We start from the raw sequence: 23,621 nt of genomic DNA, 5'->3' as shown, positions 1-23,621 counted from the left end.
GGACGGGCGGTCCGGTCATGCCCATGTGGCCGGATCCGACCCCCACGGCGCCGGCGGTCGCGCCCAGTCGGCCGGGCCGCCCGCGAAGGACACCGGCGGCCGTGCGTACCGCAGTCGCCCCAGCGCGCTGTCCGTCTCGGCGAGCCAGGTGTCCGGCCCCTCGTACGGCTCGCCGCCCTCGGGCCCCGGCTCCGTCTCCGCCGTCAGCCACCGCGCGGTGCGCGCCAGCGCCAGCCGCACGACCCTGCTGCCGCCGTCGTAGGACTGCTCGGTCAGCGCTCGCAGCACGCCGGCCGCCAGCAGATACCCCGTGCCGTGGTCGAGCGCCTGCGCGGGCAGCGCACCCGGCCGTTCCGCCGAGCCCTCGGTCTGCGCGATGCCGGTGGCGACCTGCACCAGGCTGTCGAAGCCACGCCGCCCGGCCCACGGCCCGTACGCACCCCACGCCGACACCTGGGCCACGACCAGTCCCGGCCGCCGTTCGGCCAGTGCCTCGGGGGAGAGGCCGAACCGGTCCAGGGCGCCTGGCCGGTAGCCGGTGACCACGACGTCCGCCGAGGCCAGCAGCTCCTCGAAGGCTGCCCGGCCGGTCGTGAGGTCGAGCGTCGCCGAGCGCTTCCCGAAGCCCGTGTCGGCGTGCTGGTCGGGGAGTTCGGGCAGCCAGGGCGCGTCCAGGCGCAGGACGTCCGCGCCCAGCAGGGCCAGGGTGCGGGTGGCGACCGGGCCGGCCAGGACCCGGGTCAGGTCCAGGACGCGCAGCCCGGCGGCGGGCAGCAGGGGAGCGGCGCCGGCGTCCAGCGGCGGGAGCACGCGCGCGTGGGCCGCGTCCAGGCGGCCCCGCTCGACGAGGGGGCGTGCGGCCACCTCGACCGCCTGCTCGTGCGCCGCCCACTCCTCGGGCGAGCGCAGCGCCACGGCGAGCCCGCCGGCGCCGTAGGCCGCTTCCTCCACCTCCCGTGCCGGCAGTCCGGCGATCCGGGCCGCGACTTCCTCCGGCGAAGCGCCCTCCGACAGCCCCAGCGAGGCCAGCAACCGGGCCTGGTGGTGCGGGTAGTTGGCGTGGGTGCGCACCCAGCCGTCCACCGTGCGCCAGAAGCGGGACAGCGGGGCGAACGGCACCGGTGGCCGCCCGTCGACCAGCAACTGCCGCTCGCTGGTGAACGCCGCCGCCAGGGCCCCGTCGTCCACCCGGACCGCGGGCACCTCCACCGTTCCGGTCCGCCGCGCTCCCAGCTCGGCGGCGGCCAGCGCGCACGCTCCGACACACGCGCGTGCGAGCCGTCGTACGGGAAGGCGTGCCGGGAGCGTGCCCGCGCGTGCCACGGTCGTGATCCGCGCGGGCAGTGAGGGATCGCCGCCCAGCGCGGACCACGCGTAGTTGATTCCAGTCATGACTGCACTATGCAGTATTGACTGAATCAATATATTACCGGGTCACCGCCGCCAGTGCGTCCGCCGTGCCCCAGCCGTAGAACCCGTTGTGGTTCTTCGAGCCCTCGCACACCGCGTCGACCTTGCCGTCGCCGTTGATGTCGTACGGGTCGGTGCACGGCGTGGCGGTCGCCTCGGCGTACAGCAGGGCCTTCACCAGGGCGGCGGAGGCGTGCGGATGGGTTGACTTGATCAATGCCGCGACACCGACGACATGCGGGGTCGCCATCGACGTACCGGCCATGTAGCCCCACTTGCCGCCCGGCAGCGGGCCCAGGATCAGGCCGCTGGTCGCCGGGGGCGCGGGGGCCTGGTACGCGGTCGAGTCGCCGCCGGGCGCGGCGATGTCGATCACCCCGAGGCCGTAGTTGGAGAAGGACGACTTGAGGCCCTTCGCGCCCGTGGCCGCGACGGTGACCACGCCCGGCAACTGGGTCGGTATGTCGTAGCACTTGTGCGGGTCGATCACCCGGTCGCTGGGCGTGCCGTCGTTCGGCGAGACCGGGTCGGTGATCGAGTCGGAGGCCAGGTCGTAGCTCTCGTTGCCGGCCGCCGCCACGTTGACGGTGCCCTTCTTCTCCGCGAACCGGGAGGCCCGGGTGATGGCGTCGACGAGCGCCTTCTGGTCCGGGTCGTCGGTGCAGTTGAAGTACCAGGGGTCGGTGTAATAGCTGTTGTTGGTGACGTCGATGTGGTGCTCGGCCGCCCACACGAAGCCGCAGACCACGGCCTCCGTGTAGAAGTACCCGGCGGTGGTGGCGACCTTGATGCCCGCCACCTTGACGCCCGGCGCCACACCGGTGATGCCGATCCCGTTCTTGGCGCCCGCGATCTCACCCGCCACATGGGTGCCGTGCGGGCTCTCCGCGGCGCTGGGCCGCCAGGCACCGTACGTCGTGTCCGGCTTGCCCGACACGCAGTTGGTGGACTGCGCGGCGGAGAAGTTGGGGGCGATGTCCGGGTGGGTGTCGTCGACGCCGGTGTCGATGACGGCGACGGTGACCTTCGAACTGCCCAGGGTCTTCTCGTGCGCCTTGTCGGCCTTGATGGCGGGCAGGTCCCACTGCAGGGGCTCCAGCGGGTCCTGTCCGTCGGCCGCCTCTGCGTCCGCCTCCGTGACCTGCGCCGAGCTGAGCACCTTGGGCGTGCCGACGTCGGTGGTCGACTGGGCGGGCAGCGGCGCGTTCCGGGTGGCACCGGCCGAGTCCACGCCGGGCACCTTGCGCAGGGTCTTGGCGAAGTCGGGGTTGGACGAGTGGACGACGATCACGCCGATCTCGTCGTACGCGATCACCACCGAACCGCCGGCCCGGCCGATCGCCCGCTGGACGCGCTGCGAGGTGCCCTGGCCGGGGCGGACGTTGACGACATAGCTGAGGGACGTCGCGTCACTCGCGTCCGAAGCGCCCGTGGCCGCGCCGGCCGTGGCCGTGACCGTGGTGTCGGCGGCGGACGCCGAGACGTCGGGCAGGAACGCCAGGGCCGTGGCCATGGCCATGCCGAGCGGGATGGCGAGCGCGCGGCGGTGGCGCGACTGGGGCGCTGTCATGTGGGTGAGCCTCCGGTTCGTTCGCGAAACGAGCATGCCGTGCGGGAAGTCCTGCTGAGGGGTGGTCACTTGACCGCGCGGAGCGCGTTCACGACCCCTGAGCCGTAGAAGCCGTTGACGTGTCTGCCGCCCACGCAGGTGGCGTCCACGACGCCGTCGCCGTCCCCGTCGTAGGGGCCCGCCGGGCAGCCCGGGTTGTCCGCCTCGGCCTTCAGCAGCGCCTGGAGCCGGGCCGGGGAGGCGTGCGGGTGGGCCGACTTCAGCAGCGCGGCGACCGCGGCCACGTGCGGGGACGCCATCGAGGTGCCCTGGAGGAAGCCGTACTGGTCGTTCGGCAGGGTGGACAGGATGCGGCCGTTCCGCGACGGCGTGTCCGGGATCTGGTACTTGTCGCCGCCCGGCGCCGCCACGTCGACGACGCCCTGGCCGTAGCTGGAGAAGTACGACTTCGTGTTGTTGACGCCGACCGCGCTCACGGTGACCACACCGGGCAGCTGGGTCGGCACGTCGAGGCACTCGTGCGGGTCGACCGTGCGGGTCGTGGCCGTCGAGTCGTCGGGGCTGGAGGCGTCCGTGAGGGCGTTCGCGTCGAGGTCGTCGTTCGAGTTGCCCGCCGCCGCCACATTGAGGGTGCCCTTCTTCTGGGCGTACAGCTGGGCCCGGTTCACCGCGTCGACGATCGCCCGCTGGTCGGGGTCGTCCATGCAGTTGTACAGCCACGGGTCCACGTAGTAGCTGTTGTTGGTGATCTCGACGCCGTGGTCGGCGGCGAACACGAAGGCGCAGACGACACTCTCCGGGTAGAACAGCTGCGTCGAGTCGGGCTGGGCCACGGTGATGCTCGCGACCTTCACCCCCGGTGCCACGCCCGCCACGCCGATGCCGTTGCGGGCGGCGGCTATCTCACCGGCGACATGCGTGCCGTGGTAGTGGTCGGCGTCCACCGGCCGCCAGGCGCCGTACGTCGTGTCGGCCTTGCCGCTCACGCAGTTGGCGGACTGCGCGGCGGAGAAGTTGGGGGCGATGTCCGGATGGGTGTCGTCGACGCCGGTGTCGATGACACCGACCGTCACCGACCGGCTCCCCGGGTTGACCGCGGCGGCCTTGTCGGCGCCGATCGTCCGCAGATCCCACTGGTCGGCCTCCAGGGGCTCCTGGCCCGCCGCCGACCTCTTCTCGACCTGCGCGGCCTCCGCCTTCGACAGGACCTGCACGGTCCCCTCGGCCGTGGTCCCCGCCGCGCTCAGCGGAGCCGTCCGCGTCGCCCCCGCCGACCGAACCCCGCGCACCGCGCGCATCGCGGCGCCGAAGTCCGGGTCCGCCGAGTGCGCGACGATCACGCCGATCCTGTCGTACGACACGACGATCGTGCCGCCGTTGCGGGTGATCGCCCGCTGCACCGACTCGATCGTGCGGTGATCCGTCCTGGTGTTGACGACATAGGCCAGGTTCGGCCTGTCCGCCGCCGGCGTCGCCGAGGCCGTCAGCGGTGCAGCCGAGGCCGCCGCCGGCAGCAGGCCGAGCGAGGCGGTCAGCGACAGGGCAACCGGTACGGCGAGCGCCAGCGTGCGTCTGGAACGCAGATGAGCCATGGGGTCTCCACATCATCCGGAACATCAACCGAGAACGGGCCCGCCCGAGCCGTGCGTGCTGCTTGGGCAGGTACATGACGGGTGGTGCAGGGCGAAGCTATCTCCCGCACTCGCCGGCCAGCAATGACCGGAGTCGGGTCACACGGACGACTTCCGAAAGAACTCCGGCGAGTTGAACCTGTCCACGCGTGGCGCCGTGACCTTGAGGAGGGAGCCACAGCAGGATCGAGGCCCCCCGTCGGAATCACTTACCGGAGCCGCCGTATCACTCCGGGTAGGTGATCCACATGTCTGTGAGGTCAGAATCCGCATGTCCGTATCGCGAGGAGACTCCGTGGCTACCGAGACACCACCGCCCTCGAAAGCGCAGACCCGGCTCCCCTCCAGCGAGGAGTTCACCGAGGTGGAGCAGAGTGCGGAGTTCGCCGAACTGCGGCACTCCTACCGCTCCTTCGCCTTCCCGCTGACCGTCGGCTTCATCGCCTGGTACCTGCTGTACGTCCTGCTCTCCAACTACGCGGGCGACTTCATGGGCACCAAGGTGGTCGGCAACATCAACGTGGCCCTGGTCCTCGGCCTCGCCCAGTTCCTCACCACGTTCCTCATCGCCTGGTGGTACGCGCACCACGCCGCCGCCAAGCTCGACCCCAAGGCCGAGGCCATCAAGTCCCGGATGGAGGGCGGCGCATGAGCCCCGCGATCACCTTGGCGGCCGGCGAGGCCAGCGAGCACCGGACGCTGATCATCACCCTGTTCGCGGTGTTCGTCGCCGCGACCCTCGTCATCACCATCTGGGCCGGCCGCCAGACCAAGGACGCCGCCGACTTCTACGCGGGCGGCCGCCAGTTCACCGGCTTCCAGAACGGCCTCGCCGTCTCCGGCGACTACATGTCCGCCGCGTCCTTCCTCGGCATCGCCGGCGCCATCGCCCTCTTCGGCTACGACGGCTTCCTCTACTCCATCGGCTTCCTGGTCGCCTGGCTGGTCGCCCTGCTCCTGGTCGCCGAGCCGCTGCGCAACTCCGGCCGCTACACCATGGGCGACGTGCTGGCGTACCGCATGCGCCAGCGCCCGGTCCGCACGGCGGCCGGCACGTCGACGATCGTGGTGTCGATCTTCTACCTGCTGGCCCAGATGGCGGGAGCGGGCGTCCTCGTCTCCCTCCTCCTCGGCATCACCAGCGACGGCGGCAAGATCGCCATCGTCGCCCTGGTCGGCGTCCTGATGATCGTCTACGTCACCATCGGCGGCATGAAGGGCACCACCTGGGTGCAGATGGTCAAAGCCGTGCTGCTCATCGCGGGCGCCCTGCTGCTGACCTTCATGGTCCTGGCCAAGTTCAACTTCAACATCTCCGACCTGCTCGGCAAGGCCGCCGACAACAGCGGCAAGGGCACCGCCTTCCTGGAGCCCGGCCTGAAGTACGGCGCCACCGGCACCAGCAAGCTGGACTTCCTCTCCCTCGGCATCGCCCTGGTCCTCGGCACCGCCGGTCTGCCGCACATCCTGATCCGCTTCTACACCGTGCCCACCGCGAAGGCCGCCCGTAAGTCCGTGCTCTGGGCGATCGGCCTGATCGGCGCCTTCTACCTGATGACCCTCGCCCTCGGCTTCGGCGCCGCCGCGCTGATCAAACCGGACGAGATCATCGCCTCCAACAAGTCGGGCAACACCGCGGCCCCCCTCCTCGCCCTCCATCTGGGCGGCGTCGACTCCAACTGGGGCGCGATCCTGCTGGCCACCATCTCGGCGGTCGCCTTCGCGACGATCCTCGCGGTGGTCGCGGGCCTCACCCTGGCCTCGTCGTCCTCCTTCGCGCACGACATCTACGCCAACGTGATCAAGAAGGGCCAGGCCTCCGAGAAGCAGGAGATCAACGCGGCCCGCTACGCCACCGTCGGCATCGGCGCGGTCTCGATCGTGCTCGGCGCCCTGGCCCGCGACCTCAACGTCGCAGGCCTGGTCGCGCTCGCCTTCGCGGTCGCCGCCTCCGCGAACCTGCCGACCATCCTCTACAGCCTCTTCTGGAAGCGCTTCACCACCGCGGGCGCCCTCTGGTCGATCTACGGCGGCCTGGTCACCGCGGTCGGCCTGGTCCTCTTCTCACCGGTGGTGTCCGGCAAGGAGACGTCGATGTTCCCCGACGTCGACTTCCACTGGTTCCCGCTGGAGAACCCCGGCATCATCTCGATCCCGGTCGGCTTCCTCCTCGGCGTCGTGGGCACCTACCTGTCCAAGGAGGTCCCGGACGCCGCGAAGTACGCGGAACTGGAGGTGCGGTCCCTGACCGGCACCGGAGCGCACTGACCTTCGTACGACTGGCCGCGTCGACGGGATCGTAGGGTCCTACGACGCGGCCGCGTCGTACCTCGTGGCATCGGGCCCCCGCGCGATGTCAGCGCGGTCACGTAGGCTCGCAGGTGACGGAAGAGAACGGATCCGTAACGAGGGAGGGGGCCCACGTGCTCATCGATACCTACGGCCGGGTGGCCACCGACCTGAGGGTCTCGCTGACCGACCGGTGCAATCTGCGCTGCACGTACTGCATGCCCGAGGAGGGCCTGCAGTGGCTGACCAAGTCCGACCTGCTCACGGACGACGAGATCGTCCGCCTGATCGACATCTCCGTCCGCCTGCTGGGCATCGAGGAGGTCCGCTTCACCGGCGGCGAGCCCCTGCTGCGCCCCGGCCTGGTCTCCATCGTGGAGCGGGTCGCGGCCCTGGCCCCGCGCCCCCAGATGTCCCTGACGACCAACGGCATCGGTCTGCGGCGCACCGCCACGGCCCTGAAGGCGGCCGGTCTGGACCGGGTCAACGTCTCCCTCGACACCCTCCGCCCGGAGGTCTTCAAGACCCTCACCCGCCGCGACCGCCACCAGGACGTCCTCGACGGCCTCCAGGCGGCCCGCGACGCCGGCCTCACCCCCGTCAAGGTCAACACGGTCCTGATGCCGGGCCTGAATGCGGACGAGGCCCCCGACCTGCTGGCCTGGGCGGTGGAGCACGACTACGAACTGCGCTTCATCGAGCAGATGCCGCTGGACGCCCAGCACGGCTGGAGGCGCGACGGCATGGTGACGGCGGGGGACATCCTCGCCTCGCTCCACACCCGCTTCGACCTCACCCCCGAGGACGCGGGCGAGCGCGGTGCCGCCCCGGCGGAGCGCTGGCTGGTGAACGGCGGCCCGTACCGCGTCGGCGTCATCGCCTCGGTCACCCGCCCGTTCTGCGCGGCCTGCGACCGCACCCGTCTCACGGCCGACGGCCAGATACGCAACTGCCTGTTCGCCAGGGAGGAGACGGACCTGCGCGGCGCACTGCGCTCGGGCGGATCCGACGAGGAGATCGCCCGCATCTGGCGCCTGGCGATGTGGGGGAAGAAGGCGGGGGCGGGCCTGGACGACCCGTCGTTCGTGCAGCCGGACCGGCCGATGTCCGCGATCGGGGGCTAGTGGCCGCTCGGCGGCCGCGCTACCGGAGCCGCCGCCCGGCGGCCGCTCTACCGGAGCCCTACTGGGACGGATCCCACTCCTTCAACAACACGACGTCCTTCAAGAACCCCCGCACGCTCAGGAACTGCGAGAGATGCTCCCGGTGCTCCTCACACGCGAGCCAGGTCTTCCGCCGCTCCGGCGTGTGGATCTTCGGGTTGTTCCACGCCAGCACCCACACGGCGTCGGCCCGGCAGCCCTTCGCTGAACAGATAACGTCACTCACTGCTTCGTCCTGCAAGAAGCCCCGCAAACAAGGCGACGCCGAGCAGCCACGGGGGGAGCTGCCCGGCGTCGGTCCGTCGCTCCGACGGGGGATGCGGAGCGCGTACGCAGTATGTCACGGGTCACCCGCCGCCCGGCACCGGAACTGCACGATTGATCTGAGCTTTTCTTGAGCTTTGTACGTGGCAGCCGTCCGCCTGAGCCGCATTCCCGACGCTCAGACCGGCCCCGGCTGCTCGTCGCGTACCCCCGCCGCCGGATCCGCCACCGCGTCCTCCGGGACGGACTCCATATGCGGGTCCTCCGCGCGCGGCGGCGCGATCATCAGCCGGGTCGGCGCGACACCGAACGTCGACGGGAGCGAGGGCGGACGCTCTCGGCCCGCGTTGGCGATGACCACCGCGACATAGGGGAGCAGAGCCCCCAGCACCAACGCCACGACGGCGACATACCGTTCCACGTTCCACAACGCGACCGCGAGGATCACCGACATGGTCCGGACGGTCATCGAGATGACATACCGCCGCTGCCGGCCGCGCACGTCCTCCGCAAGGCCGGTGCGGGCCCCGGTGATCCGGAACACCTGGACGCCGCTGCCGCCGCGCTGCTTCCGCATCACATTCCACCATCCGCCCGCATCGGACTCTCCCCGGCCCCTACCCTGTCCGCACCCGTACGGGGAACCGGGCCGGGACGCCTCTTACGTTACGCCGCGCCTGCGCCGCCTTCGAGAGCGGGTCGCCCTCCCGCCTGCGTGAACGTCCTGCGCTGTACCGCGTACGGGCGTACCGACATGCGCCGTACGGCGTACGGGCCGAGACTTGGCGTAATGCTCACGTCGAGCCGTACGAGGAGGCAGCCATGGGCTGGTTGTGGGCGATCATCGTGGGATTCGTGCTGGGCCTGATCGCGAAGGCGGTCATCCCAGGCAAGCAGCACAGCCCGCTCTGGCTGACGACCATCTTCGGCATGCTGGGCGCGATCGCCGGCAACGCGATCGCCCGCGCGGTGGGCGTGGCGGAGACGAGGGGCATCGACTGGAGCCGCCACATCTTCCAGCTCGTCGCCGCGATCATCATCGTCTTCCTGGGCGACATGCTGTACATGGCAACGCTGGGCAAGCGAAAGCACCGGGTCTGAGCTGAGCGCGAACGCCCCAAAGGGGCGCGGGGAACTGCGCGACCAGCCACGACGCACGCGCGGTCCGCAGAACACCCGCACCCCCCGCGCTTACGAACCGACGACCTCCACAGCCGCCAGATTCTTCTTGCCCCGCCGAAGCACCAGCCACCGCCCATGCAGCAGTTCCTCGGTGGAGGGCACCGCGTCCTCGGCGGTCACCTTGACGTTGTTCACGTAGGCCCCGCCCTCCTTCACGGTCCGCCGCGCGGCGGACTTGCTCGCCACCAGCCCGACCTCGGCGAACAGGTCGACCACCGGCCCCAGTTCGGCGACCTGGATGTGCGGCACCTCGGAGAGCGACGCGGCCAGGGTCCTCTCGTCCAGCTCCGCCAGCTCCCCCTGCCCGAAGAGCGCACGGCTCGCGGCGATCACCGCGGCCGTCTGGTCGGCGCCGTGCACCAGCGTCGTCAGCTCCTCGGCCAGCGCCCGCTGGGCCGCCCGCGCCTGCGGACGCTCCTCGGTCTGCTTCTCCAGGTCCTCGATCTCCTCGTGCGACCTGAAGCTGAAGATCCGCAGGAACTTGGAGACGTCCCGGTCGTCCGCGTTCAGCCAGAACTGGTAGAAGGCGTACGGCGTGGTCATCTCCGGGTCGAGCCAGACCGTGCCGGACTCCGTCTTGCCGAACTTGGTGCCGTCGGCCTTGGTGATCAGCGGCGTGCCCAGCGCGTGGACCACGGCGCCGGGCTCGACCTTGTGGATCAGTTCGGTACCCGAGGTGAGGTTGCCCCACTGGTCGCTGCCGCCGGTCTGCAGCGTGCAGCCGTACCGCCGGTACAGCTCCAGGAAGTCCATGCCCTGGAGGATCTGGTAGCTGAACTCGGTGTAGCTGATGCCCTCCTGGGACTCCAGGCGCCGGGCGACGGCCTCCTTCGCGACCATCTTGTTCACGCGGAAGTGCTTGCCGATGTCCCGCAGGAACTCGATGGCCGACAGGCCCTGCGTCCAGTCCAGGTTGTTGACCATGACCGCCGCGTTCGGCCCCTCGAAGTCCAGCAGCGGGGCGATCTGCGCACGCAGCCGCTCGACCCACTCGGCGACGACCTCGGGTGCGTTCAGCGTGCGCTCGGCATTCGGCTTCGGGTCGCCGATCAGGCCCGTGGCGCCCCCGACCAGGCCCAGCGGGCGGTTGCCCGCCTGCTGGATCCGGCGCATCGTCAGGATCTGCACGAGGTTGCCGAGGTGCAGGCTGGGCGCGGTCGGGTCGAAGCCGCAATAGAACGTGACAGGACCGTCCGCGAACGCCTTGCGCAATGCGTCCTCGTCCGTGGAGAGGGCGATGAGCCCCCGCCACTTCAGCTCGTCGACGATGTCCGTCACGGTTCTCGTATCTCCTTGGGCGATCTCGGATGAGCCATGGATGATCTCGGGGCAGTCGTGCGACCACCGGCTACGAGGTTATACGCCCTGACTGACAGAGCTCATATTGAAGTCGGGCACGCGCAGCGCGGGCATCGCAGCCCTAGTGAACCAGTCGCTCCACTCCCTCGGCAGCGTCTTTTCCGTGCGCCCGGCCTCCGTGGCCCGCCCCAGCAGGTCCACCGGCGACTCGTTGAACCGGAAGTTGTTCACCTGGCCGGTGACCTGGCCGTTCTCCACCAGGTACACGCCGTCCCGGGTCAGGCCGGTGAGCAGCAGCGTCGCCGGGTCGACCTCGCGGATGTACCAGAGGCACGTCAGCAGCAGCCCGCGCTCGGTCGCGGCGACCATGTCCTCCAGAGAGCGGTCCTGCCCGCCGTCCAGGATCAGGTTCCCGCCCGCCGGGGCGACCGGCAGCCCGGTCAGACCCGCCGTGTGCCGGGTGGTGGTCAGGTGCTTCAGCTCGCCGCCCGCGACCCACTCGGTGGCGGCGACCGGCAGCCCGTTGTCGAAGACCGACTGGTCACCGCCGGAGGAGTGCGCCACGACGAACGGCGCGGACTCCAGGCCCGGCTCGTTCGGGTCGCTGCGCAGGGTCAGTGGTAGCTCGGTCAGCCGCTCGCCGACGCGGGTACCGCCTCCCGGCTTGGAGAACACCGTCCGGCCCTCGGCCGCGTCCCGCCCGGACGCCGACCACAGCTGGTAGATCAACAGGTCGGCCACGGCGGTCGGCGGCAGCAGCGTCTCGTACCGGCCCGCCGGGAGGTCCACCCGGCGTTCCGCCCAGCCCAGCCGGACGGCCAGCTCGGCGTCGAGCGCGCCCGGGTCGACGTCCTTGAAGTCCCGGGTGGACCGCCCGGCCCAGGCCGACCGGGTACGGTCCGGCGACTTGGCGTTCAGCTCCAGGGTGCCGGTGGGCTGGTCGTGGCGCAGCCGCAGTCCGGTCGAGGTGCCCAGGTACGTCGAGACCAGCTCGTGGTTGGCGAAGCCGTACAGCTCGCGGCCGCCGGCACGCGCGCGTGCGAAGGCCTCGCCGAGCGCCGGGGCGAAGTCGGCGAACACGGCGGAGGAGGTCTCCGCGGGCGCGTCCGTGAAGTCCGGCGCCTCCGGTACGCCGGTGACCAGCGGCTGCGCGTCCTCGGCGGGACCGGCGCCGCGGGCTGCGGCCTCGGCGGCCCGCACCAGCGGCTCCAGGTCGTCGGCGGTCACCGCGGACCGGGACACGACCCCCGAGGCCGTGCCCTCCTTGCCGTCGACGGTCGCGACGACGGTGAGCGAACGGCCGCGCGTGACGCCGTTCGTGGTGAGCGCGTTGCCGGCCCAGCGCAGGTTGGCGGTGGAGTGCTCGTCGGCGATGACCACACAGCCGTCGGCCCGGGAGAGTTCCAGGGCCCGCTCGACGATCTCGTGCGGCTTGTTGTCACGGGCGCTCATCGACCGGCCTCCTGCGTGGTGTTGAGGATGTTGACGCCCTTGAAGAGGGCCGAGGGGCAGCCGTGGGACACGGCGGCGACCTGTCCCGGCTGGGCCTTGCCGCAGTTGAAGGCGCCGCCCAGGACGTAGGTACCCGGGCCGCCGACGGCCGCCATGGAGCCCCAGAAGTCGGTGGTCGTCGCCTGGTAGGCGACATCCCGGAGCTGTCCGGTGATCCGCCCGTTCTCGATCCTGAAGAACCGCTGACCGGTGAACTGGAAGTTGTAGCGCTGCATGTCGATCGACCAGGAACGGTCGCCGACGACGTAGATCCCGCGGTCGACCCCACCGATCAGGTCCTCGGTGGACAGGCCGCCCGGGTCGGGCTGGAGCGAGACGTTGGCCATGCGCTGCACGGGCACATGCCCGGGGGAGTCGGCGTACGCGCACCCGTTGGAGCGCTCGAAGCCGGTCAGCTTCGCGATCCTGCGGTCCAGCTGGTAGCCGACGAGCGTGCCGTCCTTCACCAGATCCCAGGACTGGGCCTCGACGCCCTCGTCGTCGTAGCCGATGGTGGCCAGGCCGTGCTCGGCGGTGCGGTCGCCGGTGACGTTCATCAGCTCGGAGCCGTACCTGAGCTTGCCGAGCTGGTCGAAGGTGGCGAACGAGGTACCGGCGTAGGCGGCCTCGTAGCCGAGCGCGCGGTCCAGCTCGGTGGCGTGGCCGATGGACTCGTGGATGGTCAGCCAGAGGTTGGACGGGTCGACCACCAGGTCGTACAGCCCTGCCTCCACGCTCGGCGCCCGCATCTTCTCGGCGAGCAGCTCCGGGATCCGCTCCAGCTCGGCGTCCCAGTCCCAGCCGGTGCCGGTGAGGTACTCCCAGCCGCGGCCAGCCGGCGGCGCGATGGTCCGCATCGAGTCGAACTCGCCGCTCGACTCGTCCACGGACACGGCGGTCAGCTGCGGGTGCAGCCGCACCCGCTGCTGGGTGGTCACGGTCCCCGCCGTGTCGGCATAGAACTTGTTCTCGTGCACGGTGAGCAGCGAGGCGTCGACATGGTTGACGCCGTTCGCCGCCAGCAGCCGGGCGCTCCAGTCCGTGAGCAACGCGGCCTTCTCCTCGTCGGGCACGGTGAACGGGTCGATCTCGTACGACGAGATCCACGTCCGTTCCGCGTGCACCGGCTCGTCGGCCAGCTCGACCCTCTCCTCGGACCCGGCAGCCTTGATCACCTGCGCCGAGAGCTTGGCCATCGCCACCGCCTGGGAGGCGACCTTGGCGGCCGCGTCCAGGGTCAGGTCCACCCCGGAGGCGAAGCCCCAGGTACCGCCGTGCACGACCCGGACCGCGTAGCCGAGGTCGGTGGTGTCGGACGATCCGGCGGGCTTGGCGTCCCTGAGGCTCCAGGACGCGCTGCGCACCCGCTCGAACCGGAAGTCCGCGTGCTGGGCCCCCAGCGCACGCGCGCGCGCCAGCGCGGCGTCGGCCAGGGCCCGTAGCGGAAGCGCCGTGAAGGCTTCGTCGATGGAATGAGGCACGGAGGTCTCCCTGCTGTCGTGGCCTGTCCGTCCGATCATGTCGCGCCCGCGGGTGTGCGGACCACAGGTTTCGGTCCGGCGCCGGGCCTTTCTGTAGGGACCCGACAGCGACACCGCCGAGCCACTGTCGGTGCCCGCTTGCTCGCGGTGATGGCGGGACCGATAGGTTTTCGATGAAGCCGCCTGTCGTGCCAGCTGCTCGGGCGGGTGGTCAGACCGAACGAAAGGGTGATCCGTTGAGCCGCTCGGTTCTCGTCACTGGAGGCAACCGGGGCATCGGCCTCGCCATCGCCCGCGCTTTCGCCGACAACGGCGACAAGGTTGCCATCACGTACCGCTCGGGCGAGCCGCCGGCCGTCCTGAAGGAATTGGGCTGCCTCGCCGTCAAGTGCGACATCACCGACTCCGAGCAGGTGGAGCAGGCCTACAAGGAGATCGAGGACGCCCACGGCCCGGTCGAGGTCCTGATCGCCAACGCGGGCATCACCAAGGACACGCTTCTGATGCGTATGTCCGAGGAGGACTTCACCTCGGTCGTCGACACCAACCTCACCGGCACCTTCCGCGTGGTCAAGCGCGCCAACCGCGGCATGCTGCGCGCCAAGAAGGGCCGTGTCGTCCTCATCTCCTCGGTCGTCGGCCTCTACGGTGGTCCCGGTCAGGCCAACTACGCCGCTTCCAAGGCCGCGCTGGTCGGCTTCGCGCGTTCCCTCGCCCGTGAGCTGGGCTCGCGCAACATCACCTTCAACGTCGTCGCGCCCGGCTTCGTCGACACCGACATGACCAAGGTGCTCACCGACGAGCAGCGCGCCACCATCGTGTCGCAGGTGCCGCTCGGCCGGTACGCGGAGCCCGAGGAGGTCGCCGCGACGGTGCGGTTCCTCGCCTCGGACGACGCCTCGTACATCACTGGAGCCGTCATCCCCGTTGACGGCGGACTGGGAATGGGTCACTGATCACCATGAGTGGAATCCTCGAGGGCAAGCGCATCCTGATCACGGGTGTGCTGACGGAGTCCTCCATCGCCTTCCACGCGGCCAAGCTGGCCCAGGAGCAGGGCGCCGAGATCATCCTCACCGCGTTCCCGCGGCCCACGCTGACCGAGCGCATCGCCAAGAAGCTCCCCAAGCCGACCAAGGTCATCGAGCTCGACGTCACCAACGACGAGCACCTCGGGCGGCTGGCCGACCTCGTCGGTGAGGAGCTCGGCGGGCTCGACGGTGTCGTGCACTCCATCGGCTTCGCTCCCCAGGACGCGCTCGGCGGCAACTTCCTCAACACGCCCTTCGAGTCCGTCGCCACCGCCATGCACGTCTCGGCGTACTCCCTGAAGTCGCTGACCATGGCCTGCCTGCCGCTGATGCAGAACGGCGGCTCGGTCGTCGGTCTCACCTTCGACGCCCAGTACGCCTGGCCGCAGTACGACTGGATGGGCCCGGCAAAGGCCGCCCTGGAGGCCACCAGCCGCTACCTCGCGCGTGACCTGGGCAAGCAGAACATCCGCTGCAACCTGGTCTCCGCGGGCCCGCTCGGGTCCATGGCCGCCAAGTCCATCCCGGGCTTCACCGAGCTGGCCTCGGTCTGGGACCACCGCTCGCCCCTGGAGTGGGACCTCAAGGACCCCGAGCCGGCCGGCAAGGGCATCGTCGCCCTGCTGAGCGACTGGTTCCCGAAGACCACCGGCGAGATCGTCCACGTGGACGGCGGTCTGCACGCCATCGGCGCCTGACCCGCACAGGCACCATCCGTACAAGCACCATCCGTACGGGCACCGTCGGCACGGATTTTCCGAGGCCCGCATCCCGTGAGGGGTGCGGGCCTCACCCGTTCGGCCCACCGGCCGGGCCCTCGTCGCCCGGGCGGCGCACCCTGGGGATACGCGTCGGATTACGCGTTCACCGCGCGATTCCCTCCCCAGCCCGGCCGAGGAGGTCCCCTTGTGCGCCTGTCCCGCAGCCTGGCCCCAGTGACCGTGGCCCTCGCCCTCGTGCTGGCCCTGCCGTACGACGCCGTGTCCCACGCGCGCGTGCCCGGCGGTCACCAGCCGGCCCCGCAGCTGTTCGGCGCGTCGTGCCGGACGACCGTCCGCGGCTCCCATGTGGTGGCCTACTGCCACAACCCCTATGTGGACACCGACCGGGTACGGCTGCACATCGAGTGCGCCCAATGGTGGGACATCGACACCGACGGCTCCCCGGTCGACACCGGGCCCGCGATGACCGTACGGCTCACCGGCCGCTGCTGGCAGGACGTCGGCTCGGTGTGGATCAGCCACCAGAAGGCGAGCTGAGCCTGCCCGGACGGCACAGGTACGGGTAGCTGGCCGCCTCCTTGGCGGCCGCGTCCGCGTCGCCCGCGCGGATCGCGTCGACCAGCCGGGCATGGTCCATGTACGTCTCCGGGGTCAGCTCGGCGCCGACGTCCGCGCGCAGCCAGTCCCGCAGCACCTCGCCCAGGTCGGCGTACATCGCCGTCATCACGTCGTTGTGGGAGGCGGCCACGACGGCCAGGTGGAAGGTCGCGTCCGCCGTCACGAAGGCCTCCGCCTCGCCGGACTCCCAGGCCCGCTCCCGGTGCGCCAGAATCGCGTCCAGCTGCCTGAGGTCCTTCTCCGTGCGCCGGACCGCGGCCAGCCGCGCCGCCGACGACTCCAGCGTGGAGCGCAGCTCGGCGATGTGCCGGGGGTCGGCCCCGGCGAACCGGCGGTGCATCACGCCGGCCAGCTCACTGGTCGCCACGACGTACGTGCCTGACCCCTGCCGGATGTCCAGCAGGCCGTTGTGCGCCAGCGCGCGGACGGCCTCCCGGACGGTGTTGCGGGCCACCCCGAGCTGCTCGACCAGCTCCGGCTCGGTGGGGATGCGCGAGCCGACCGGCCACTCGCCGGAGGCGATCTGGTTCCGCAGCTCGGCGATGACCTGCTCGGACAGCGCCGAGCGGCGCGGGTGGCTCAGAGGCATGACACACCTTCGCACGCGAGGGCCGGGAGAGGACGGCGGGGTCCGCCGTGGTCCGGTACCCGGGACTGGACAACCAATCATCCCATGATTCTATGATGGGCGGCATGGGAGCCGAGGACACCACCACGACGACATCCACGACAGCACGTCCGACGGAACCCGGCGGGGGTCCGGCGAACGGCACGCGCGCGTGGACGGCACGGCTGTTCGTCGTCGGCATCCTGCTGGCCGCCGTCAACCTCCGGCCCGCCATCACCAGCCTCGGCGCGCTCCTGGAGGAGGTCCGCGACGGGCTCGGCATGAGCGGCAGCGTGGCCGGACTGCTCACCTCTGTGCCGCCGCTCTGCTTCGCCGTCTTCGGCGTCATGGCCCCCCGTCTGGCCCGCCGCTTCGGCCCGCCGGCGGTGGTCTGCGCCGGCATGGTCGCCATCACGGCCGGCCTGCTGATACGCCCGTACGTCGGCGGCACCGCCGGATTCCTGGCCGGCAGCGCGCTCGCCCTCATGGGCATCGCGGTCAGCAACGTGCTGATGCCGGTCATCGTCAAGCGCTGGTTCCCCGACCGGGTCGGCTCCATGACCGGCCTGTACTCGATGGCCCTCGCGGCCGGTACCTCGATCGCCGCCGCGGTGACCGTGCCCGTGACGGACGCGCTGGGCGGCGGCTGGCAGTCGGGGCTCGCGGTGTGGGCGGGGCTGGCGGCGGTCGCGGTGCTGCCGTGGCTTCCGCTGGTCCGGGAGCGGGGACCTGCGCCGACGCCGGTGGCCGAGGCACGCGCAGGTGCGGACCGGCACGCGTCCGCCCTGCGGATCACCCGCAGCCGTACCGCCTGGGCGCTCGCCGTGTTCTTCGGGCTGCAGGCCACCGCCGCCTACATCACGATGGGCTGGATGGCGCAGATCTTCCGGGACGCGGGCGTGCCCGCGGGCACCGCCGGACTGCTGCTGGCCGTCACCATGGTGATGGGCGTACCGCTGGCCTTCGTCATCCCGCGCGTGGCCACCCGGCTGCCGCGCCAGGGCCCGATCGTGATCGCGCTCGGCGTCTGCGGCCTCGCCGGATACGCCGGCCTGTGGGCCGCCCCCGCCGGCGGTGCCTGGGCCTGGGCCCTGCTGCTCGGCGTCTCCAACTGTGCCTTCCCGCTGGCCCTCACCATGGTCGGGATGCGCTCCCGGACCGGCGCGGGCGTCGTGCAGCTCTCCGCCTTCGCCCAGAGCGTCGGCTACCTCATCTCCATCCCGGGCCCGTTGCTGGTGGGCGTGCTCTACCAGCACAGCGGCGGCTGGGGCCTGCCGATCGCCCTCATGGCCGGCCTGATGATCCCGCAGATGGCCGTCGGCGTCCTGGCGGGCCGCGACCGCACGGTCGAGGACGAGGCGGCGGCGGCCGGCTGAGGCCGATACCGACTGGCGGTGGCTTGCTGGGGCGGACGCCGATACCGACTGGCGGTGGCTTGCTGGGGCGGACGCCGATACCGACTGGGCCGTAGCCGGCTGGCCGACGCCAACGCTGACGCCGGTACCGACCGGCCGAGGCCGGCTGATGCCGACGTGGCCCGCCAGGATGCTGCCCCGGTCCCGTCGGCGCCCGGTCCTGTCGGCGTCCCCGCCGCGTGTTGCGTTCCGGCGGCGTGTTGTGGCCACCCCGCCCGATCCGTCCCCTTCGAGGGGTGCCAGACTGGTCGCATGCCAGTGCTCGACCCGAACCCCCAGAACGGTCAGAAGAAGATGCTGATCGTCTTCGGCTCGTTCTTCGCCATCTTCATCGTCATCGCCGTCATCGCGACCCTCGCGTCACCCTGACCACCGCCCCCGCGGCCGATGGTGGGGCTAGCACCACCATCCCCTAGGGGGTGAGGGTCAGGGTCAAGTGGGTGGATCACCGGATGGGTTGACGGCCGCGGATTCCGTAATTTCGAGTTGTGGCCGCGAGAGGCGGTCACCGAAGCCCGGAGACCAGCGGAGGCGATCATGCCGGCCCGTACGCACACCCTGCCCCACCCCGCCACCCCGGGCAGCGTCGACGTCCGGCTGCCCTGGTGGGCCCTCGCCCTGCCCGCGCTCGCCTTCGTCGCCCTGCTGGTGCTGATACTGAACCCGGTGGACGCCCACGCGACCACCGGTGACCCGGCCGTCACCCATCTCGTCGAGCGGGTCCAGCAGATCGTCACGCGTTAGCCCCAAAGCCTCCGGGCCGGGCGAAGCCGCATGTCAACTCCCTGCGCCCGATGGCCTGTTTCATGCGAAGCTGGGTGACATGAGCGTCGCAGAATCCCGCAGGATCGTCTTCTTCCGCCATGCGAAAGCCGACTGGCCACAGGTGACCGACCACGAGCGACCGCTCGCTGAGCGGGGCCGAATGGACGCGGCCATCGCCGGACGCAAGCTGGCGGACAGCGGTATCGCCTTCGACCTGGCCCTGTGCTCCACCTCCGTGCGCACCCGGGAGACCTGGAAGCTCGCCGTCCATGAGCTCGCGCACCGGCCGAAAACAGTCTACGAGGAGCGGGTGTACGACGCCTCTCCCGGTGAGCTGATCGCCGTGCTCAACGAGGTGCCCGACGACGCACAGGACGTTATCCTCATCGGCCACAACCCCGGCGTGCACGGCGTGACCGAGATCCTGGCCGGCAGCTCCGAGGACGACGCACGCGACCGGATGAACAGCCGGGGCTTTCCCGCCGCCGCCTTCGCCGTCATGACCTTCGAGGGCTCCTGGAAGAGCCTGGAACCCGGCGCGGCCACGCTCGCGGACTACTGGGCGCCCTCCGACTGAGACACCGCACGACCGCCGCTCTCCGGTACGGGACGGCAAAGGGCCCGGCACCGACCTCCTCGGCCTCGGTGCCGGGCCCCTTCCGACAGGACCGCGGAGCGGTTCAGCTCTCGTCGTGGGTGTCCGCCGCCTCTACCTCTTCGCGGGTGACACCCAGCAGATACAGGACCGTGTCCAGGAAGGGGAAGTTCACCGCCGTGTGCGCGGCCTCGCGGACGACCGGCTTGGCGTTGAAGGCGACACCGAGACCGGCCGCGTTCAGCATGTCCAGGTCGTTGGCGCCGTCACCGATGGCCACCGTCTGTGACAGCGGTACGCCCGCCGCGGCGGCGAACCGGCGCAGCAGCCGCGCCTTGCCCGCACGGTCCACGATCTCGCCGGTCACCCGGCCGGTGAGCTTCCCGTCGACGATCTCCAGCGTGTTGGCCTGGGCGAAATCCAGCCCGAGCCGCTCCTGGAGATCGTCGGTGACCTGGGTGAAACCGCCCGAGACGACGCCGACTTGGTAGCCGAGCCGCTTCAGTGTGCGGATCAGGGTACGGGCGCCCGGCGTCAGCCGCACCTCGGAGCGCACCTTCTGCACGACCGACTCGTCCAGCCCCTTCAACAGCGCCACGCGTGCGTGCAGCGACTGCTCGAAGTCCAGCTCCCCGCGCATCGCGGCCGCCGTCACCTCGGCGACCTTGTCCTCGCAGCCGGCGTGCGCGGCGAAGAGTTCGATCACCTCGTCCTGGATGAGCGTCGAGTCCACGTCCATGACCACCAGACGCTGGGCCCGACGGTGCAGGCCGGCCGCGACGACCGCGATGTCCACGCCGAGTTCCGCCGCGTCCGAGACCAGGGCGGTGCGCAGCGCCTCGGTCCCCACACCGGAGACCGCGAACTCCACTGCCGTCACCGGGTACTTGGCGAGCCGGAAGATACGGTCGATGTTGCCGCCCGCCTTGGCGATCCGGGCGGCGATGGCGGCCGTCGACTCGGCGGTCAGGGGGTGGCCGAGAACGGTGACCAGGGAACGGCCGAGTCCGCGCGGGCGGTTGTCGCCGTGACCGGAGATGATCTCCGCCTGCATCTTCACGGACTCGGCCCAGCTGTGCACGGTCGCCCTGAGGTCGCCCTCAAGCCCGGCCGCGGGGTGGGTCACGAGCGCGCACAGCACCAGACGGCCTCGCGTGACGACCTGCTCGATGTCGACCACGTCGACCATGTACGCGGCGAGGGTGTCGAAGAGGCCGGCCGTGATGCCCGGCCTGTCCTTGCCGAAAATCTTGACGAGGAGAGTGGGGACCTCGGAGGTCTGAGGATCGCTCATGGTGTAACCACCGTAACCGGCACGCAGTGCCTGCGGCGCAGGTGGTCCGCCTGACGGACACGGAACAATAAGTGTCGGATCGGTGTCGGAGGCCTTGCTTCCGTACAACGGCCGAACTGCGTGCGATGTCGGCGGCCGGGAAGGAGACACTCCCTGGCCGCGCCTTCACGCACAGTTCAGTGCCGCTCCACGCAGGGGGCAGGCGACACCGGCCCCACCGCCGTGCCCGTCCCGATGGGCGACCTCACCCATGGGGCCGCCTGGGTGGTGGCGGCGGCGGAGGCGGCGGGGGAGGAGGAGGTGGAGGGCCCGCGGCCGGACCGTCCGGGGTCCTTCGGCCGCGCCGCGAGGAGCGGGGCGGCGGGTCGACCGGCCGGGCCATGGTGGGAGCGCCGTACACGTCGCCGGCCCCGGGCGGTACGTCGGAGGAGTCACCGCCGCTACCGTGCCGCCACTCCTCCGCCGACCGCCGGTCGTCGGGGGACCGGCTGTCGGGGGACCGACCGTCCGCCGGGGACGACGCGCCCGCCGGCGACCGATGGCCCGGACCACCCGCCGGCGCCACCCCCGGCCCCGGAGCGCCGTACGGCCCCGCCGCGTCCCGCGGCTCCCGCACGCCCCCGGGCCGGCCGCCCCGCTCGTCAGCGGGCCTGGAGTCCTGCGGTTCCTGCCGCGTGTCGGGCCAGGGCGCCAGTCCGTCGTACGGGCCCGGGGACTGCCGTTCCCGGGGCGTGTCGGGCCGGGGCGTCTGCCGGTCGTACGGGCCCGGCGCCTGCGGTTGCCACGGCGCGTCGGGCCGGGGCGTCCGGCTGTCGTACGGCGCCTGGGCCTGCGGTTCCTGCGGCGCATCGGGCCAGGGTGCCCCTCCGTCGTACCGCCCCGGGCCCCGCCGTTCCCCCGGGCTCTCGGGCCGGGCCTTCCGGTCGGCGTTCCCCGGCTCGCGTAGCTCGTCCGGTACCCGGAGATAGGGGTTCGTCTGCGGATTCGGCGGGCGGTGCGGGGTCACCGGTGCGTAAGGCCCTGCCGCCCCGCCGCTTCCGGCCCGGTCTGCCGCCCCAGGCCCTGCCGGGTACGCCGGCCCGCCGCTCGCGTCACCGGCCCCCGCGTCACCCGGTGCCAGTCGTGCCGTGCGGGTGCCGGCCGCGCCGGTCGCCCATGCCAGCAGGGCCCCCGCCGCCCCCGCCGCCGCACCCCAGGCCGCGCCGAGGAGCAGGGCCATGCCCAGTTGCCCGTGCAGTTCGATGCCGGCGCCGAAGGCGTCGAAGCCCAGCACCGACAGCGAGGCGCTCACGGACACGTTCGTCAGCCAGGCCAGCAGCGGCAGGGTGAGCGCGGTCGCGATCCCCAGCCGCACCGCACACCGCCCGGCGAACCCGAGCGCGCCCGGACGCGAGCCCGGTCCGCCCGTGCCGTCGGCGCCACCGCGTGAACCCCACCCGCCTCCGCCGTCGGCGTCGCCGCGTGAGCCCCGCGGCGCACCCGCCGCTCCGCCCCCGCCGGCGCCCGCCCCGGCCCCGCGGCCGGCCACCGGCGTCCGGACCGCCGTGAAAACCCCGGCCAGCAGCATCAGCAGGGCCGCGGCGATGCCCAGCAGCCACACCCGTCCGTCCAGGTCGGCCAGATGCCCCAGCGTCACCGACTGGTCGGACGGCGAGTTCAGGAGGTCGTCCAGGGGATGCGGCAGGAACATGGTGAGGACGCCCGTCGCCCTGCCGTCGAACGGCACGAAGAGGCCGATCGGGATGCCGAGCCAGACACCGTTCGGGGCGCCGAGCAGCGCCGCGCCCATGATCCGGGCCGGGTGCGGGTCGCCGACCGCGGCGAAGGCGGCCGCCGCCCAGCCCGCCGCGACCGCCACCAGCAGGACCGTCACCAGCGCCGAGACCGCCGGCCGTACCACCCCGTGCACCGCCTCCCAGCCGCGCGGCAGCGGAGTTCGGCGCGAGGCCAGCAGGGCGATCAGCAGGACACCGACCGACCAGCCGAGGCCGCCGAGCAGGGTCGCCGCCGTGTCCACGCTGAAACCGACCGCCGCGTTCGCGTGCACGAGGTCGCCGAGGCGGTCCGGCAGCAGCCCGCCGACATCCCCGATGCCGGGGATCTTGAGACCGCCGCCCCCTCCGCCTCCTCCGCCGGTGCCCGGCAGCTTGTCCAGCCCCAGCGCACCGCCGTCGATGGTCACGACCGAGTGCCCGGCCCAGGCCAGTCCGCCCAGCGTCGCCACGAACAGCACCACCACCGAGCCCGCGCGGGCGAGCAGTTCGGCCGGTGCGATCACAACTCCGGCCGTGCGCAGGGACCGTAAGAAGAACCAGGACAGCAGGAGGGCTCCCACCAGGCTCACACCCAATGGCGTGATCTCGATGGCTGTGGTGGCCTCCGCTCCGTTCAGACCGAATGCGGACAGATCTCCGTGCGGCGTGACCGAACCACCCGCCCCGAGTGCCACAACCGCCGCTGTCATCGGGCCCAGTGAGCCCGCCGCGTCGGCCTGCAGCAGGTGCAGACCCAGCGCCGCCGTGCCCGCCATGCCGATCAACGCCCAGCTCACCGCGGCGATCGCGGACAGCAGGATGTCGCCCCACGGCAGCCGCGCGCCGTGCCTCCCGTTCTCGACTCCCGTGCCGGACGTGCCAGAACCCATGGCTGACCCCCCGATCCGCGGACGCGTCGGGCCGCTCCGCCGCGCTTGTCCCCCTCGCGTGGATTACCACTCTCCGGCCCGGTTTCAACCCCGTCAACGGAAAGAGTTGAAGCGCTCGTGCACGGCCTCCGCAAGGCCCGGCTTTCGGTC

At 71.5% G+C, this 23,621-nt stretch carries 21 protein-coding genes and 1 pseudogene; 11 read left to right on the top strand and 11 right to left on the bottom strand.

Annotated elements, in window-relative coordinates; all coding sequences use genetic code 11:
- Window positions 1-15: 15 nt before the first annotated feature.
- The 3 genes from ACZ5K7_RS43525 to ACZ5K7_RS43515 all read right to left on the bottom strand — a co-directional run bounded on the left by ACZ5K7_RS43525 (window position 16) and on the right by ACZ5K7_RS43515 (window position 4,572).
- Window positions 16-1,392, bottom strand: coding sequence for a CoA transferase (locus ACZ5K7_RS43525; RefSeq protein ID WP_468923151.1), 1,377 nt, complete (start codon window positions 1,390-1,392; stop codon window positions 16-18).
- 34 nt (window positions 1,393-1,426) lie between these two features.
- Window positions 1,427-2,980: a S8 family peptidase gene (locus ACZ5K7_RS43520; protein ID WP_468923148.1), complete on the bottom strand. Its 1,554-nt coding sequence runs from the start codon at window positions 2,978-2,980 to the stop codon at window positions 1,427-1,429.
- Window positions 2,981-3,045: 65 nt separating this feature from the next.
- Window positions 3,046-4,572, bottom strand: a complete 1,527-nt coding sequence (locus ACZ5K7_RS43515; protein ID WP_468923145.1) for a S8 family serine peptidase — start codon at window positions 4,570-4,572, stop codon at window positions 3,046-3,048.
- Window positions 4,573-4,906: 334 nt separating this feature from the next.
- Here ACZ5K7_RS43515 and ACZ5K7_RS43510 point away from each other — a divergent pair, with 334 nt between their 5' ends.
- From ACZ5K7_RS43510 to moaA, 3 genes are all read left to right on the top strand, one after another.
- On the top strand, window positions 4,907-5,263 hold the full coding sequence (locus ACZ5K7_RS43510; protein ID WP_351694625.1) for a DUF485 domain-containing protein: 357 nt from the start codon (window positions 4,907-4,909) through the stop codon (window positions 5,261-5,263).
- The gene (locus ACZ5K7_RS43505) at window positions 5,260-6,879 is read left to right on the top strand and encodes a solute symporter family protein (protein ID WP_351694623.1); all 1,620 of its coding nucleotides are present in this window, start codon (window positions 5,260-5,262) and stop codon (window positions 6,877-6,879) included. Before ACZ5K7_RS43510 ends, ACZ5K7_RS43505 begins: the two co-directional genes overlap by 4 nt.
- 155 nt (window positions 6,880-7,034) lie before the next feature.
- Complete coding sequence (moaA, locus tag ACZ5K7_RS43500; RefSeq protein WP_468923141.1) at window positions 7,035-8,024, top strand: GTP 3',8-cyclase MoaA; 990 nt, start codon at window positions 7,035-7,037, stop codon at window positions 8,022-8,024.
- Window positions 8,025-8,082: 58 nt separating this feature from the next.
- On the opposite strand, the gene ACZ5K7_RS43495 is transcribed toward moaA, so the two are convergent.
- Window positions 8,083-8,289 carry a hypothetical protein gene (locus ACZ5K7_RS43495; RefSeq protein WP_351694619.1) on the bottom strand — a complete coding sequence of 69 codons (207 nt, stop codon included), beginning with the start codon at window positions 8,287-8,289 and terminating at the stop codon, window positions 8,083-8,085.
- Window positions 8,290-8,505: 216 nt separating this feature from the next.
- Complete coding sequence (locus ACZ5K7_RS43490) at window positions 8,506-8,904, bottom strand: DUF3099 domain-containing protein (protein ID WP_351694617.1); 399 nt, start codon at window positions 8,902-8,904, stop codon at window positions 8,506-8,508.
- A 245-nt stretch (window positions 8,905-9,149) separates the two neighbouring features.
- On the opposite strand from ACZ5K7_RS43490, the gene ACZ5K7_RS43485 reads away from it, so the two are divergent.
- Window positions 9,150-9,428, top strand: coding sequence for a GlsB/YeaQ/YmgE family stress response membrane protein (locus tag ACZ5K7_RS43485; RefSeq protein ID WP_351694615.1), 279 nt, complete (start codon window positions 9,150-9,152; stop codon window positions 9,426-9,428).
- Window positions 9,429-9,518: 90 nt separating this feature from the next.
- Here ACZ5K7_RS43485 and tyrS read toward each other — a convergent pair whose 3' ends face one another.
- The 3 genes from tyrS to ACZ5K7_RS43470 form a co-directional block, all read right to left on the bottom strand.
- Window positions 9,519-10,787 (bottom strand): tyrosine--tRNA ligase, encoded by a 1,269-nt coding sequence (gene tyrS / locus ACZ5K7_RS43480; RefSeq protein WP_468923137.1) that lies wholly within the window; start codon window positions 10,785-10,787, stop codon window positions 9,519-9,521.
- A 78-nt stretch (window positions 10,788-10,865) separates the two neighbouring features.
- Window positions 10,866-12,260, bottom strand: a complete 1,395-nt coding sequence (locus ACZ5K7_RS43475; protein ID WP_468923134.1) for a metallopeptidase TldD-related protein — start codon at window positions 12,258-12,260, stop codon at window positions 10,866-10,868.
- Window positions 12,257-13,819 (bottom strand): TldD/PmbA family protein, encoded by a 1,563-nt coding sequence (locus ACZ5K7_RS43470; RefSeq protein WP_450971661.1) that lies wholly within the window; start codon window positions 13,817-13,819, stop codon window positions 12,257-12,259. The genes ACZ5K7_RS43475 and ACZ5K7_RS43470 overlap by 4 nt, the downstream gene beginning before the upstream one ends.
- Before the next feature lie 197 nt (window positions 13,820-14,016).
- Between ACZ5K7_RS43470 and fabG the strand changes: the two genes are divergently transcribed.
- The 3 genes from fabG (at window position 14,017) to ACZ5K7_RS43455 (ending at window position 16,070) form a co-directional block, all read left to right on the top strand.
- Complete coding sequence (fabG, locus tag ACZ5K7_RS43465) at window positions 14,017-14,736, top strand: 3-oxoacyl-[acyl-carrier-protein] reductase (protein ID WP_351694607.1); 720 nt, start codon at window positions 14,017-14,019, stop codon at window positions 14,734-14,736.
- A gap of 5 nt (window positions 14,737-14,741) precedes the next feature.
- Entirely contained in the window at window positions 14,742-15,509 is a 768-nt protein-coding gene (gene fabI / locus ACZ5K7_RS43460; protein WP_351694605.1) for an enoyl-ACP reductase FabI, read from the top strand.
- 210 nt (window positions 15,510-15,719) lie between these two features.
- Window positions 15,720-16,070 carry a hypothetical protein gene (locus tag ACZ5K7_RS43455; protein ID WP_351694603.1) on the top strand — a complete coding sequence of 117 codons (351 nt, stop codon included), beginning with the start codon at window positions 15,720-15,722 and terminating at the stop codon, window positions 16,068-16,070.
- Here ACZ5K7_RS43455 and ACZ5K7_RS43450 read toward each other — a convergent pair.
- The gene (locus ACZ5K7_RS43450; RefSeq protein ID WP_351694601.1) at window positions 16,048-16,740 is read right to left on the bottom strand and encodes a FadR/GntR family transcriptional regulator; all 693 of its coding nucleotides are present in this window, start codon (window positions 16,738-16,740) and stop codon (window positions 16,048-16,050) included. The two genes, ACZ5K7_RS43455 and ACZ5K7_RS43450, sit on opposite strands and share 23 nt — an antisense overlap.
- Before the next feature lie 104 nt (window positions 16,741-16,844).
- On the opposite strand from ACZ5K7_RS43450, the gene ACZ5K7_RS43445 reads away from it, so the two are divergent.
- The 4 genes from ACZ5K7_RS43445 to ACZ5K7_RS43430 all read left to right on the top strand — a co-directional run bounded on the left by ACZ5K7_RS43445 (window position 16,845) and on the right by ACZ5K7_RS43430 (window position 19,515).
- Window positions 16,845-18,134 carry a CynX/NimT family MFS transporter gene (locus tag ACZ5K7_RS43445; protein WP_468923127.1) on the top strand — a complete coding sequence of 430 codons (1,290 nt, stop codon included), beginning with the start codon at window positions 16,845-16,847 and terminating at the stop codon, window positions 18,132-18,134.
- A 291-nt stretch (window positions 18,135-18,425) separates the two neighbouring features.
- Complete coding sequence (locus tag ACZ5K7_RS43440; protein WP_089107830.1) at window positions 18,426-18,542, top strand: SGM_5486 family transporter-associated protein; 117 nt, start codon at window positions 18,426-18,428, stop codon at window positions 18,540-18,542.
- A gap of 168 nt (window positions 18,543-18,710) precedes the next feature.
- Window positions 18,711-18,917 (top strand): hypothetical protein, encoded by a 207-nt coding sequence (locus ACZ5K7_RS43435; RefSeq protein ID WP_351694597.1) that lies wholly within the window; start codon window positions 18,711-18,713, stop codon window positions 18,915-18,917.
- Between the two features lie 79 nt (window positions 18,918-18,996).
- The gene (locus ACZ5K7_RS43430) at window positions 18,997-19,515 is read left to right on the top strand and encodes a SixA phosphatase family protein (RefSeq protein WP_351694595.1); all 519 of its coding nucleotides are present in this window, start codon (window positions 18,997-18,999) and stop codon (window positions 19,513-19,515) included.
- A gap of 103 nt (window positions 19,516-19,618) precedes the next feature.
- Here ACZ5K7_RS43430 and serB read toward each other — a convergent pair whose 3' ends face one another.
- Together serB and ACZ5K7_RS43420 are read right to left on the bottom strand one after the other, a co-directional pair.
- Window positions 19,619-20,827 (bottom strand): phosphoserine phosphatase SerB, encoded by a 1,209-nt coding sequence (serB, locus tag ACZ5K7_RS43425; RefSeq protein WP_468923122.1) that lies wholly within the window; start codon window positions 20,825-20,827, stop codon window positions 19,619-19,621.
- 1,060 nt (window positions 20,828-21,887) lie between these two features.
- Window positions 21,888-23,471 (bottom strand): annotated as a pseudogene (locus ACZ5K7_RS43420) (streptophobe family protein); the annotation flags it as partial.
- Window positions 23,472-23,621 lie beyond the last annotated feature (150 nt).

It is taken from the genome of Streptomyces sp. NPDC031497 (genome assembly GCF_055580905.1).
This window is presented reverse-complemented; position numbering and strand designations above follow the sequence as displayed.